The sequence below is a fragment of the Candidatus Symbiopectobacterium sp. genome (assembly GCF_020054415.1).
Lineage (GTDB): Bacteria > Pseudomonadota > Gammaproteobacteria > Enterobacterales > Enterobacteriaceae > Symbiopectobacterium.
On sequence record NZ_JAHWCO010000298.1, the window covers coordinates 1 to 13,402 of the forward strand.

Sequence of the window (13,402 nt, forward strand, 5' to 3'; positions counted from 1 at the left end):
TATCGCGTGACACGCCCATGATCTTGCAGGCTTTTGATACGTTACCGAGTTCTTCGGCGAGATTGAGCAGGCCGGCTTTGTGTTTGATAATGGGATTGTTAGCATGAAGCATGAGAGTTACCTCGCGTTTTGTTTAAGGATTAGACACCCATATCAAAACCGGTAACTCTCAACCTTTTCAAGGTCCAGTGTCAGATATAGTCGCGACTAATACACATTACAGCGCATCATGGGGTACGCCAACATCATGCAACCCATGGTCTATGCGCACTTTGCGCCGGACTTTTTGCGAGATGCCATATCCAATAATCCCTTGGCCAAAAGTATCCATATTCTGTCCATCGATATGGTCTAAATAAGCCTGAAACGCGCCTTGGTTTAATTTTAACTTATTGAAAAACATATAAAGTTAAAAAACTTCCGAGGGCGATAAAGGCGCCCACGGGTGCCTTTATTGTTTATGCGCAGACGCTTATTTTTTGCCGCCCGGTACGCTGAAACGCTTGTTGAAGCGCTCAACACGACCACCGGTGTCAACGACGCGTTGTTTACCGGTATAGAACGGGTGGCATTCGCCACAAACGTCCAGGTTCAGATCGTGACCCACGGTAGAATGGGTTTTGATAACGTTACCGCAAGAACACGTTGCAGTAATCGCTACATAATTCGGGTGAATACCTTTTTTCATGGCAAACCTCTGTTAAGGTCGTGTCGCTATCCAGCCCTGTTTCGCCAGACACCACACGAAGTTAAGCACTGTACTGTACATTGACTTTCTACGATCAGTATGCGCTTCGCCATCGCGCCGGTCATTACACCACGCATAGCAAAGTCGTATAAAGGCGGGGAATCATACAGAAATTAGCCAGCCGATGCAATCAGGTAACACATTTTAGCCTGCAACCTGTACACTGGCGGCGCAAGCACCCATGACGTCCGCGGAGCGGTAACACATCGTACCGTCGGGCTGCGCTGTGCAGGGAAAACAGCAGAGCGCCAGAGTTATCAGCCGGAGAAAGCATGTCCATCGTTCAGGTCGCATTGCCCGTGCCGCTGGCACGCACATTCGATTACCTGCTGCCCGCAGGCATGACGCCATTGCCGGGCGTGCGCGTCAGTGTGCCTTTTGTCAACCGCAAGGCAATTGGTATTGTCGTTGCGTGCAGCGATCACAGCGAACTTCCGGTAGAACAGCTCAAATCCATTCACGACGTGCTCGATGCGCAGCCTCTTTTCCCTGACAGCCTGTGGCGCATTCTTCTCTGGGCCGTGGGATACTATCACTATCCTATAGGTGAGGTACTGTTCCACGCCTTGCCGATTTTGCTGCGACAGGGCAAACCTGCCCATCGCGCTCCGCTCTGGCAATGGTTCGCCACCGAACAAGGTAAAGCCACACCGCTCGCCACGCTGGCGCGAGCCCGCAAACAGCAGCAGGCGCTGGCAGCCCTAATACAAGGTGCGCTGTACCGCCATCAGGTGAATGAATACGGTCTGACGGAGACCGCATTGCAGGCACTGCGCACCAAAGGGTTGTGCGATATCAAGGCCATCGACGCGGAGGTGCAAGACTGGCGTCATCAGCCCATCACCCATGATGAACGACTGCGCCTCAATACCGAGCAGGCGACCGCAGTGGGCGCTATTCGCAGCGAAGACAGCCATTTTACCGCCTGGCTACTGGCCGGGATCACTGGCTCCGGAAAAACCGAGGTGTACCTGAGCGCGCTGGAAAACGTGTTATCACAAGGCAAGCAGGCACTGGTGCTGGTGCCCGAGATCGGCTTGACGCCACAGACCATTGCACGTTTCCGCACACGCTTCATCGCGCCAGTGGATGTTCTGCACTCGGGACTGAACGACAGCGAGCGTCTGGCGGTTTGGCTGCGCGCACACAGCGGAGAATCCGCGATTGTTATCGGCACCCGCTCTGCGCTGTTTACCCCGTTTGCTCGCCTGGGAATGATCATCATCGATGAAGAGCACGACGGCTCATATAAACAGCACGAAGGATGGCGCTATCACGCGCGTGATTTGGCGGTGTTCCGCGCCAGAGAGGAAAATATTCCCATCGTGCTCGGCTCCGCCACGCCGGCGCTGGAAACGCTCTATAACGTGCAGAACGGCAAATACCGTCAGCTCACGCTACGCAAGCGTGCGGGCAATGCACAACCTGCGCGTCAGCATATCCTCGATGTCAAAGGATTACCGCTCACCAGCGGCCTGTCACGGCCGCTGATTACCCGCATTCGCCACCATTTGGAATACAACAATCAGGTTATCCTGTTTCTTAATCGCCGGGGTTTTTCGCCGGTGGTGATGTGCCACGAATGTGGTTGGATCGCGGAATGCCAGCGCTGCGAGCACTATTACACCTATCACCAGCAGCAGCGTCAGCTCCGTTGCCACCATTGTGACAGCCAGCGTCCGGTGCCGCAGCAGTGTCCGCACTGCGGTTCAACGCATCTGGTGCCAGTTGGTTTGGGCACCGAGCAGTTGGAGGCATCGCTGACCTCCCTGTTCACCGATGTGCCAATTACCCGTATCGATCGCGACACCACCAGCCGCAAAGGCATGCTGGAACAGCAACTGGCGCAGGTGCGTCAAGGAGATGCGCGCATTCTTATCGGAACGCAGATGCTGGCAAAAGGGCACCATTTCCCGGATGTCACGCTGGTGGCGCTGATGGATGTCGATAGCTCGCTGTTTTCTGCCGATTTTCGTGCAACAGAACGTTTTGCACAGCTCTATACGCAGGTTTCCGGACGTGCCGGACGCGCCGGGAAGAGCGGCGAAGTGGTGCTGCAAACCCATCACCCTGACCATCCGTTACTGCAATTGCTGCTACAAAAGGGCTACGACGCCTTCGCCAGTCAGACGCTGAAAGAACGCCAGAGCGTGTTTCTACCCCCCTACACCAGCCACATTCTGTTCCGCGCCGACGATCACGATAATCAGCATGCGCCGCTTTTCCTCCAGCAACTGCGCAACCTGTTGGAAAGCAGCCCGCTCAAGGATGACGCGCTCTGGCTGCTCGGCCCGGTTCCCGCATTGCAACCCAAACGCGCCGGGCGCTTTCGCTGGCAATTGCTGTTGCAGCACCCTTCCCGCGCCACGCTTCAGCGTGTCGTTAAAGCCTCACTGCCGCTTATCCCTCTACTGCCCGAAGCGCGAAAAGTGAAATTGGTGTTGGATGTCGACCCCACCGATAACTGATCGCCGTCGTTAACGCACAGCGAAAAAATGCGAACGGTGCCGAAAAAACGACATCCTTCACATCTTTTATGCAATCTGAGCAGCAAAACTTGCGCGCCATCTGTTAAGCGTAGGCAGATAAACAGTATCCTTAGCAAAATGGGTGGTATAAGCCTGTCGGGCAAAAAAATCGGGCGGCGAGCGTGCCGCCGTCCTGTTCGCCAATCGCATACGATGCAAGGAGAACCGCGTTGGACTATAAAAATGACACCACGCCGGCGACGATGAAAGACGTGGCAGAGGTCGCGGGTGTATCGACCGCCACGGCCTCCCGAACGTTAATGAACCCGGAGAAGGTCTCGAGCCAAACGCGTAAGCGGGTTGAACAAGCCGTGCTCACCGTGGGTTACGCGCCGCATGCGCTTGCCCGTCACGTAAAATGCAGCGAGTCACGCACGCTGCTCGCGATTGTGCCAAATATTTGCGATCCCTTTTTTACCGATGTCCTGCGTGGTATCGAAGAAACAGCCGCAAAACAAGGTGATCTGGTACTGATTGGCGATTGCGCTCACCAGCATCACAAAGAAAAGTCCTTCGTGGATTTGATTATCACCAAGCAGATTGATGGCATGTTGCTGCTCGGTGCCAATCTGCCGTTTAGCGCCAGCAGAGAGGAGCGGCGCAACCTGCCGCCGATGGTGATGGTCAACGAGTTCTCACCCGATCTGGAATTGCCGACGGTGCACATCGATAATCTCACCGCCGCCTTTGATGCCGTTTATTATCTGCACCAGCTCGGACATCGCCGTATTGCTTGTATCGCGGGTCCCGAAAACATGCATCTGAGCGAATACCGCTTGCAAGGTTATATTCAGGCGCTGAGCCGCAGCGGCATTCAAGTGGATAATCAGTATATCTATCGCGGCAGCTTCAGTTATGAAACCGGCGTGAACGGGCTGATGATGCTGATGAAGCACCCGGCACCGCCCAGCACCATATTTTGCCACAGCGACATGATGGCGATGGGGGTACTCTCTCAAGCGAAAAAAATGAAGCTGGATGTTCCCAACGACCTGTCGCTGTTGGGCTTTGATGATATCGAGCAGGCACAATACTGTTTCCCAGCGCTCACTACCGTCGCCCAACCCCGCTATGAATTGGGGTGTGAATCCATGCATCTGCTATTGGAACAATTTCAGGGCCATCCGGTGCCCAGCGGTTCACGGTTACTCAACAGCAAACTGGTTATTCGTGACAGAACGGCCACACCAAATTACGCTCGTTATCGGGTTTAAGAATTCCGGTGCTGGTCAAAGTTTTTAGGGTTCAGTAACATGCTCCCTAAATCTTTCATTTCATTTGTAGCGAAACGACAGTGGCACAACGAGATTACGTCAGCCGTGGGCGCTCAGGCGCACGACGAAAAAAGACAACCAGTCGAAGAGGTGGCTCTTCGTCGGGCTTCTCTAGGTTCATGATAATGCTGGTCGTTGCCGTTCTGGTGACCTTCGCGGGCGGACTCTATTTTATCGCCAACAACAAGCCTGCTGAGTCGCCCGTGCTACCGCGCAGCGCCACCAACAACGGCAATGGTCTGCCACCGAAGCCGGAAGAGCGCTGGCGTTATATTAAAGAACTGGAGAATCGTCAGTTGGGCGTTCCTGAGCCAACGGCACCCAATTCCGGTGGAGAAATCAAGTCACCGGTCCAACTCACGCAAGAACAACGCCAACTGCTAGAACAGATGCAGGCGGATATGCGCCGTGCGCCGACGCAGCTGTCAGAAGTGCCTTATAACGATCAAACGCCGGTGCCTCGCTCCCAGGTCACCATCACCGCGCCTAAAACCGTGGTGGTACCGCCGGTAGCAACCACACCGACGGTGACGCAGCCACCCGTGAGTACACGTGCGCCCGTCACAGCCCCCGCGACACAGACTGCTACACCTAAGCAGGAAACGCCAAAACAGGTGGAAATTGCGAAGCAGCCGGAAACGCCCAAACCAGAAAAAGCACAGCGCTGGATGGTACAGTGTGGTTCGTTTAAAACGCTGGAACCGGCAGAATCAGTGCGCGCACAGTTGGCTTTTGTAGGTATCGAAAGCCGCATCGCCAGCAGTGGCGGCTGGAATCGCATCACGTTAGGGCCGTATAAAGATCGCGCCACCGCCGACAAAATGTTATCGCACCTGAAAGACGCTGGCGCAGCAAACTGCATTCCTCTCGCTGCCGGGGGTTGAAAACTCCTAAGCGCTCCCCCATCTACAGCATTAATATGCCCCACAGCACTGTGGGGTTCTTTTTCCTTATCTAGCGGGGGATAGACGCGTGACAACTATAGTAAGTGTACGTCGCAACGGCCACGTGGTGATTGGCGGCGACGGCCAAGCCACATTGGGAAACACGGTCATGAAGGGCAATGTGCTCAAAGTACGTCGCCTGTACAACGACAACGTGATCGCGGGATTTGCGGGCGGCACCGCTGACGCCTTTACGCTGTTCGAGCTGTTTGAACGCAAGCTGGAACTGCATCAAGGCCACCTGGTCAAGGCAGCAGTGGAATTGGCAAAAGACTGGCGCACCGACCGTATGCTACGCCGTCTGGAGGCACTGCTGGCCGTCGCAGACGAGAACGCGTCGCTTATCATCACCGGTAACGGCGATGTAATTCAACCGGAAAACGATTTGATTGCTATCGGTTCTGGCGGCCCGTATGCGCAAGCAGCAGCTAGAGCGCTGCTGGAGAACACCGAGCTCAGCGCGCGCGAGATTGTTGAAAAGTCGCTGGGTATCGCAGGCGATATCTGCATCTACACCAATCAGTTCCACACGATTGAAGAATTAGCCTCCAAGGCGTAAGGAATGACATCATGTCTGAAATGACCCCGCGCGAAATCGTTAGCGAGCTCGACAGCTACATCATCGGTCAGCACAAGGCCAAACGTGCGGTGGCAATCGCATTGCGTAACCGCTGGCGCCGTATGCAGCTTTCCGACGCGTTACGCCATGAAGTGACCCCCAAGAACATCCTGATGATCGGGCCGACCGGCGTCGGTAAAACTGAGATTGCCCGTCGTCTGGCCAAACTGGCCAACGCCCCATTTATCAAAGTGGAAGCCACTAAATTCACTGAAGTCGGCTATGTTGGTAAAGAAGTGGACTCCATCATCCGCGATCTGACGGATGCGGCCATCAAAATGATGCGCCAGCAATCGCTGGAAAAAAACCGCTTCCGCGCTGAAGAGATGGCCGAAGAACGCATTCTGGATGCGCTGATTCCCCCTGCAAAAAATAACTGGGGTCAGCCGGAAGAGCCGCAAGAACCATCCGCGGCGCGTCAGGCCTTCCGCAAAAAATTGCGTGAAGGGCAGTTAGATGACAAAGAAATTGAAATCAATCTGGCAGCAACCACGATGGGCGTTGAAATCATGGCCCCTCCTGGCATGGAAGAGATGACCAATCAGTTGCAGTCCATGTTCCAGAATCTGGCGGGTCAAAAGCAGAAAGCGCATAAGATGAAAATCAAAGATGCCTTCAAGCTGCTGATTGAAGAAGAAGCCGCCAAACTGGTAAACCCAGAAGAGCTGAAACAGCAGGCTATCGAGTCCGTTGAGCAACACGGTATCGTGTTTATCGATGAGATCGATAAAATCTGCAAACGCGGGGAAACCTCCGGCCCGGACGTCTCTCGTGAAGGGGTACAGCGCGATCTGCTGCCGCTGGTGGAAGGCTGTACGGTCTCCACCAAACACGGCATGGTGAAAACCGATCACATCCTGTTTATCGCCTCCGGTGCGTTCCAGGTCTCCAGCCCGTCGGATCTGATCCCCGAGCTGCAAGGACGTTTACCTATCCGCGTTGAGCTGCAAGCGCTGACCACGGAAGATTTCGAACGTATCCTGACGGAGCCAAGCGCATCACTGACGGAACAGTACAAAGCGTTGCTGGCGACGGAAGGCGTGGATATCGTCTTCACGACGGACGGCATTCGCCGGATTGCCGAAGCGGCCTGGCAGGTCAACGAGCGCACCGAGAACATCGGCGCACGTCGTCTGCACACTGTTTTGGAGCGTTTGATCGAAGAGATCTCTTACGATGCCAGCGAGATGAGCGGCCAAATTGTTACCGTGGACGCAGAATACGTGCGTAGTAATCTTGACGAGCTCGTAGCAGATGAAGATCTGAGCCGTTTTATCTTATAATCCCTGCAATTCGGATTGTCCTGTTGCGCAAACGCTCTGTTTGGCAAATGATGGGAGGCTGATGCCTCCCATTTGCGTTTCTGGCCAGCGCTCATGGACTGGACTTCTCATTAACACATGCATGCGACAGACATTGAATTAAAAAAACGAAATTTATCATGATCTTATCAAACAAAAGCAGCAAAACCAAAGCTTGGCTGGACAGCTTGCGTCCGAAAACGCTTCCATTGGCGTTTGCGTCCATTGTGACGGGCTCCGCCATTGCCAGTTGGCACAACAATTTTAAACCGGGTATCGCTCTGCTGGCGCTACTGACCGCCGGACTGCTGCAAATCCTCTCCAATCTGGCGAACGATTACGGTGATGCGGTAAAAGGCAGTGATACCGAAACCCGTATCGGGCCTTTGCGCGGCATTCAAACTGGCGTTATCTCGCTGTCGCAGTTGCGCATGGCACTGATCGTCACCGTGGCGCTGACCATCGTATCTGGGCTGTCGCTGGTCATCATGGCGTGCGAAAAACCGTCGGATATCATCGGCTTTCTGATCCTCGGGGTGCTGGCGATGGTCGCCGCCATTACCTATACCGTGGGCAACAAACCCTACGGTTATATGGGACTGGGGGACATATCCGTCATGATTTTCTTTGGCTGGCTCAGCGTCGCAGGCTCCTATTACCTGCAAACCGGCCATTTTGACAGCATCGTTATGCTGCCCGCCACCGCCTGTGGCCTGCTCGCTACTGCGGTGCTGAACATCAACAATTTGCGCGATATCGACAACGATCGTCTCAGCGGTAAAAACACGCTGGCCGTTCGCCTCGGAGCGCGGTGTGCCCGGTGCTACCATTCCCTGCTGTTGCTGACCGCGCCGCTGTGCCTGGCCCTGTTTGCCATGTTTTATCTGCACACGCTGGCTGGCTGGCTGTTTATCCTGACCCTGCCGCTACTGCTCAAGCAGGCAGCCTATGTGCGCCGTGAAATCAGTCCGTTCAGCATGCGCACCATGCTGGAAAAAACCGTCAAGGGCGCGCTGCTGACCAATTTGCTGTTTGCCGTGGGTGTGATGCTCAGCTAAGCGGCGAGTATTTACTGATACGCATCAAGTTAACATTTGATGATTTTGCCAACACTTGCCTTTAAGGGATATACTCAGGATCCCGGCGGCAAACTGACGTAAATCCGATGAAATACGATACTTCCGAGCTGTGCGATATCTATCACGAAGAGGTAAACGTTGTTGAACCTCTGTTTTCCAACTTTGGAGGACGCACTTCCTTTGGTGGCAAAATCACCACGGTGAAATGCTTTGAGGATAACGGCATCCTCTACGATGTGCTGGAAGAGAGCGGCGTAGGTCGTGTACTTCTGGTGGATGGCGGCGGTTCTGTGCGTCGTGCGTTAATCGATGCTGAACTGGCCCGTCTGGCGACACAAAACGCCTGGGAAGGCATCGTGGTCTACGGTGCGGTGCGCCAGGTGGACGATCTGGAAGAGTTGGATATCGGCATTCAGGCCATGGCCGCTATTCCGGTGGGTGCCGCCAGCGAAGGAGTTGGCGAAAGCGATATTCGCGTCAATTTCGGCGGCGTAACCTTTTTCTCCGGCGATCATCTGTATGCCGACAATACCGGCATTATCCTGTCGGAAGATCCACTGGATATCGAATAGTTCGGCAGTAACATATTGATAAAAAAGGACGCACTGCGCCCTTTTTTGACTTTTGCATTTCTCGCTCAGACTTCTTCCATCTTGCCCAACAGCGCGCGCAGGCGTTCCTGCCAGACAATCTGCTCTTCTTTCAAGTGTTCGTTTTCACGCACCAGCGTTTCACGGGACTCAACGGCCTGTTGCACTTCCTGGCTCAACTGACCGTTCTTTTCCTTCAGCTCTTCGATTTCCATTTGCAATAATGTAATGGTATCAATCGCTTGCTGAACTTTTGCTTCCAGTTTCTCAAACACTTCAAATGACATTCTTCAACCCCTTTTAATCGCAAGGCACCAATGAGGCGTACTATCTCCCCTTCCCGTGCCAATCCCGCTTCACATACGCTCACTATCACGCTTGCGTTGAGGATGGCACTCCACCAGCACGTCTCTTTCGTTCAGTGTATCGGTAAATTGTATGGGGCTGTCAGGGCGCTGTCTAGCAGCCATCCACTCTGATGGGAGTCTTGATCGTTTTTTTAACCACAACAATCAGTGCAAACTGAAATTACGTGCTTGCGTAATAATTTGTACGCTACCATTCTGTCCACTCGCGCTCATGTTAACAACGTTAACGCCGTCATTAACATGAAACGGGCGTAAGTAACCGTACAGCAGCGCTTTGATAGGCGAATACGCTCATTTTTATGACGAATAACACACATTTTGATTTCGATATTTCTCGTTTTCGAACATTAACGATAAATTAACACCGTCCACACGTTTATACAGGGTCGCTCTATGTCAGCGGCCTGAACATTACTCTGCAGCCCCGTAAACAGGAAACCACTATGAGCCAATCGAGAGTGCCAACCTTAAAAGGCCAATGTATCGCCGAGTTTCTCGGCACCGGTCTGCTAATCTTCTTTGGAGTAGGTTGCGTGGCAGCATTAAAACTTGCCGGTGCCAGCTTCGGTCAATGGGAAATCAGCGCCGTCTGGGGTTTAGGCGTCGCCATGGCGGTCTACCTGACTGCTGCTATTTCCGGTGCCCACCTTAACCCGGCAGTTACCATCGCCCTGTGGCTGTTTGCCTGCTTCGACGCGCGCAAGGTGATTCCTTACATCATTGCGCAGGTAGCAGGTGCCTTCTGCGCCGCCGCGTTGGTGTACGGTCTTTATCACAATTTGTTCGCAGATTTTGAACAGACTCACAACATCGTGCGCGGTAGTGTGGAAAGTTTAAATCTAGCGGGCACGTTCTCGACATATCCGCACCCGCAGATTTCCGTATTCCAGGCCTTTGTGGTGGAAATGGTCATCACCGCCGTACTGATGTGTTTGATTCTGGCGCTCACCGACGATGGCAACGGCGTGCCACGCGGTCCGTTAGCGCCGCTGCTGATCGGTATCCTGATCGCAGTAATTGGTGCCTCCATGGGTCCGTTGACTGGGTTTGCGTTAAACCCCGCGCGTGACTTCGGTCCGAAGCTGTTTGCCTATCTGGCAGGCTGGGGACAAGTGGCCTTCACCGGTGCGCGTGATATTCCGTATTTCCTCGTGCCGATTTTCGGACCAATCATTGGGGCATGCCTGGGCGCTTTCTGCTACCGCGCCCTTATTGGCCGTAATTTGCCTTGCGATGTCTGCGAAGTAGAAGACAAAGAAACGCAGCGCACTAAAGCACGCTAAGCGACGCTCACGGCATACGCTTTTTTACCCGCTACACAACAGGATTAGAACCTATGACACCGGAAAAAAAATACATTGTCGCGCTGGATCAGGGTACTACCAGCTCCCGCGCCGTCATACTCGATCATGATGCCAACATCATCGCCATCTCCCAGCGCGAATTCCCCCAGATTTACCCCAAAGCAGGCTGGGTTGAACACGACCCAATGGAAATCTGGGCAACGCAAAGCGCCACGCTGGTTGAAGTGCTGGCCAAAGCCAATATCAACTCTGATGAAGTCGCCGGTATCGGTATCACCAACCAGCGTGAAACCACGGTGGTGTGGGAAAAAGAGACGGGCAAACCGGTTTACAACGCGATCGTATGGCAGTGTCGCCGTACCGCTGATATTTGTGAAACCCTGAAAAAACAAGGCCTGGAAGATTATATCCGTACCAACACCGGTCTGGTGGTTGACCCTTACTTCTCCGGCACCAAGGTGAAGTGGATTCTGGACAACGTAGAAGGGGCTCGCGAGCGCGCCAAACGTGGTGAACTGCTGTTCGGCACGATTGATACCTGGCTGATTTGGAAAATGACACAAGGCCGCGTACAAGTCACCGATTACACCAACGCCTCGCGTACCATGCTGTTCAATATCAAAACGCTGGACTGGGACGACCGCATGCTGGAAGCGCTGGATATTCCACGCGTTATGCTGCCGCAAGTGCGTCCTTCTTCCGAAGTCTACGGTCAAACCAACATCGGCGGTAAAGGCGGCACACGTATTCCTATCGCCGGTATCGCAGGCGACCAGCAAGCAGCGCTTTACGGCCAGCTTTGCGTTCAGCCGGGTATGGCGAAAAACACCTACGGTACCGGTTGCTTCCTGCTGATGAATACCGGTAAAGAGCCGGTAAAATCCCAGCATGGCCTGCTGACCACCATCGCCTGTGGCCCACGTGGCGAAGTGAACTACGCGCTGGAAGGTTCGGTGTTCGTGGGTGGAGCCTCTATTCAATGGCTGCGTGATGAGCTGAAACTGATCGGTGAATCCATGGACTCAGAATACTTCGCCACCAAGGTGAAAGATTCCAACGGCGTCTACGTGGTTCCTGCCTTTACCGGGCTGGGCGCACCGTATTGGGATCCGTACGCCCGTGGTGCCATCTTCGGCCTGACGCGCGGCGTGAACTCCAACCACATCATCCGCGCTACGCTGGAATCCATTGCGTATCAAACGCGTGACGTACTGGATGCCATGCAGGCGGATTCAGGCACACGTCTGCAATCACTGCGCGTTGATGGCGGTGCGGTTGCCAACAACTTCCTGATGCAGTTCCAGTCAGATATCCTCGGCACCCGCGTAGAACGCCCTGAAGTGCGCGAATCTACCGCACTGGGTGCCGCGTTCCTGGCAGGTCTGGCTACCGGGTTCTGGAATGATTTGGATGAAGTGAAGAGCAAGGCAACGATTGAACGTGAATTCCGCCCCAGCATTGAAACCGTGGAGCGTAACTATCGTTACAGCGGATGGAAGAAAGCAGTGGCACGTGCTCAAGCGTGGGAAGATCACTAATAATTCCCGTAGGGAAAACTGCAAGGGCGCAGCGATAGCGGCGCCCTTTTTTATTAACCGGCAACGGGTAATCGCTCAGGCGTCAGCGCATTGATGCAGCGCTGTACCACACCGTCGACGGCTGCAGCGATATCTATCGCCACCACATCCGGTTCGTCCGCCTGTGGAGTTTCCAGCGCCATAAACTGACTTTTCAGCAAACTTTCCGGCATGAAATGGCCTTGGCGCTGCTGCATACGCGCTAGCACCAGCGCGTAATCTCACGTCAGCCAGAGAAAGGTAATACCTTGATTTTCCTTCCTCAGCCGATCGCGGTAGCGTTCTTTCAGCGATGAACAAACCAGAATGCCGGTCTCATTCTTTTGTTACAGGCTGAAGATCACATCGTTCAACCGCTCAAGCCAAGGTTCACGGTCATCATCATTCAGCGCCTGCCCCTGTGACATCTTGAGAATATTGTGACGCGGGTGCAGATCGTCACCATCAATGAACTTGGCCCCTAACCGCTGCGCCAACTGCGCACCCACGCTCGATTTTCCCGTGCTGGATACACCCATGATCACCACGCATTGTCCTGCCATAAAGGCTCCTTGTTACACCGCGTGCTTAAACGGCGACCAGCATGCCGCCATCAACAAACAACAGATGTCCGTTAACAAAATCAGATGCCCGTGAGGAGAGATAAACCGCCGCGCCGATCAGCTGTTCCGGGTGACCCCAGCGCGCCGCGGGCGTACGTTTACATAGCCATTGGGTAAAGGCCTCATCCTCAACCAACGCTTTGGTCATGTCGGTTTTGAAATAACCCGGCGCAATGCTATTGACCTGAATGTTATAACGCGCAAGTTCAACGCACATACCACGCGTCAGCATTTTCACCGCCCCTTTAGAGGCGGCATAGGGGGTAATGGTGTCCCGCCCAAGCTCACTTTGTATTGAGCAGATATTAATAATCTTGCCGCGTTGCCGGGCTTTGTTGAATAAATCAGAACTTGTAACGACTGCGCCCCATACGGGTCGATTGTTACGTGATGCGAATACTGTTCGGCATTCCTAATAGCGTGATCCGGTTAAGCGCTTTGACCATGGCCATGGCTTCACCCACCTGA

General features: G+C 53.9%; 12 protein-coding genes and 4 pseudogenes. 10 read left to right on the forward strand and 6 right to left on the reverse strand.

The features are described 5' to 3' along the window. Positions 1–112: helix-turn-helix domain-containing protein (locus QZ506_RS08610; RefSeq protein ID WP_367272991.1), on the reverse strand; the 112-nt coding region annotated here is incomplete at its 3' end. 102 nt (positions 113–214) lie between these two features. On the opposite strand from QZ506_RS08610, the pseudogene QZ506_RS08615 reads away from it, so the two are divergent. After that, a pseudogene (locus tag QZ506_RS08615) lies at positions 215–355 on the forward strand (integrase); the annotation flags it as partial. Positions 356–472: 117 nt separating this feature from the next. On the opposite strand, the gene rpmE reads toward QZ506_RS08615, so the two are convergent. Continuing rightward, positions 473–688, reverse strand: coding sequence for a 50S ribosomal protein L31 (rpmE, locus tag QZ506_RS08620; RefSeq protein ID WP_291970405.1), 216 nt, complete (start codon positions 686–688; stop codon positions 473–475). A gap of 332 nt (positions 689–1,020) precedes the next feature. Between rpmE and priA the strand changes: the two genes are divergently transcribed. The 7 genes from priA to rraA all read left to right on the forward strand — a co-directional run bounded on the left by priA (position 1,021) and on the right by rraA (position 9,065). Beyond that, positions 1,021–3,216, forward strand: a complete 2,196-nt coding sequence (gene priA / locus QZ506_RS08625) for a primosomal protein N' (protein ID WP_291970407.1) — start codon at positions 1,021–1,023, stop codon at positions 3,214–3,216. A 230-nt stretch (positions 3,217–3,446) separates the two neighbouring features. Continuing rightward, the gene (cytR, locus tag QZ506_RS08630) at positions 3,447–4,490 is read left to right on the forward strand and encodes a DNA-binding transcriptional regulator CytR (protein ID WP_291970409.1); all 1,044 of its coding nucleotides are present in this window, start codon (positions 3,447–3,449) and stop codon (positions 4,488–4,490) included. A gap of 80 nt (positions 4,491–4,570) precedes the next feature. Beyond that, positions 4,571–5,434 (forward strand): cell division protein FtsN, encoded by an 864-nt coding sequence (ftsN, locus tag QZ506_RS08635; protein ID WP_291970411.1) that lies wholly within the window; start codon positions 4,571–4,573, stop codon positions 5,432–5,434. An 88-nt stretch (positions 5,435–5,522) separates the two neighbouring features. Then, a complete protein-coding gene (gene hslV, locus QZ506_RS08640; RefSeq protein WP_291970413.1) occupies positions 5,523–6,053 on the forward strand; it encodes an ATP-dependent protease subunit HslV in 531 nt (176 codons plus the stop codon). Positions 6,054–6,064: 11 nt separating this feature from the next. Then, positions 6,065–7,396 carry an HslU--HslV peptidase ATPase subunit gene (hslU, locus tag QZ506_RS08645; protein WP_291970415.1) on the forward strand — a complete coding sequence of 444 codons (1,332 nt, stop codon included), beginning with the start codon at positions 6,065–6,067 and terminating at the stop codon, positions 7,394–7,396. 158 nt (positions 7,397–7,554) lie between these two features. Then, complete coding sequence (locus QZ506_RS08650) at positions 7,555–8,472, forward strand: 1,4-dihydroxy-2-naphthoate polyprenyltransferase (RefSeq protein WP_291970417.1); 918 nt, start codon at positions 7,555–7,557, stop codon at positions 8,470–8,472. 107 nt (positions 8,473–8,579) lie between these two features. After that, the gene (gene rraA, locus QZ506_RS08655) at positions 8,580–9,065 is read left to right on the forward strand and encodes a ribonuclease E activity regulator RraA (protein WP_291970419.1); all 486 of its coding nucleotides are present in this window, start codon (positions 8,580–8,582) and stop codon (positions 9,063–9,065) included. 65 nt (positions 9,066–9,130) lie between these two features. Here rraA and zapB read toward each other — a convergent pair whose 3' ends face one another. Further along, complete coding sequence (gene zapB, locus QZ506_RS08660; RefSeq protein ID WP_291970421.1) at positions 9,131–9,370, reverse strand: septal ring assembly protein ZapB; 240 nt, start codon at positions 9,368–9,370, stop codon at positions 9,131–9,133. 524 nt (positions 9,371–9,894) lie between these two features. On the opposite strand from zapB, the gene QZ506_RS08665 reads away from it, so the two are divergent. Beyond that, entirely contained in the window at positions 9,895–10,734 is an 840-nt protein-coding gene (locus QZ506_RS08665; RefSeq protein ID WP_291970422.1) for an MIP/aquaporin family protein, read from the forward strand. 53 nt (positions 10,735–10,787) lie between these two features. Beyond that, positions 10,788–12,293 (forward strand): glycerol kinase GlpK, encoded by a 1,506-nt coding sequence (gene glpK / locus QZ506_RS08670; protein ID WP_291970424.1) that lies wholly within the window; start codon positions 10,788–10,790, stop codon positions 12,291–12,293. A gap of 53 nt (positions 12,294–12,346) precedes the next feature. On the opposite strand, the pseudogene QZ506_RS08675 reads toward glpK, so the two are convergent. The 3 pseudogenes from QZ506_RS08675 to QZ506_RS08685 form a co-directional block, all read right to left on the reverse strand. Continuing rightward, a pseudogene (locus tag QZ506_RS08675) lies at positions 12,347–12,874 on the reverse strand (gluconokinase). 25 nt (positions 12,875–12,899) lie between these two features. After that, positions 12,900–13,274, reverse strand: a pseudogene (locus QZ506_RS08680) (SDR family oxidoreductase); the annotation flags it as partial. Positions 13,275–13,317: 43 nt separating this feature from the next. Then, positions 13,318–13,402: pseudogene (locus QZ506_RS08685) on the reverse strand (lipoprotein); the annotation flags it as partial.

Coding starts and splice junctions, on each gene's coding strand:
- rpmE (WP_291970405.1), bottom strand. CDS start 688: ATGAAAAAAGGTATTCACCCGAATTATGTAGCGATTACTGCAACGTGT.
- priA (WP_291970407.1), top strand. CDS start 1,021: ATGTCCATCGTTCAGGTCGCATTGCCCGTGCCGCTGGCACGCACATTC.
- hslU (WP_291970415.1), top strand. CDS start 6,065: ATGTCTGAAATGACCCCGCGCGAAATCGTTAGCGAGCTCGACAGCTAC.
- QZ506_RS08650 (WP_291970417.1), top strand. CDS start 7,555: ATGATCTTATCAAACAAAAGCAGCAAAACCAAAGCTTGGCTGGACAGC.
- rraA (WP_291970419.1), top strand. CDS start 8,580: ATGAAATACGATACTTCCGAGCTGTGCGATATCTATCACGAAGAGGTA.
- zapB (WP_291970421.1), bottom strand. CDS start 9,370: ATGTCATTTGAAGTGTTTGAGAAACTGGAAGCAAAAGTTCAGCAAGCG.
- QZ506_RS08665 (WP_291970422.1), top strand. CDS start 9,895: ATGAGCCAATCGAGAGTGCCAACCTTAAAAGGCCAATGTATCGCCGAG.
- glpK (WP_291970424.1), top strand. CDS start 10,788: ATGACACCGGAAAAAAAATACATTGTCGCGCTGGATCAGGGTACTACC.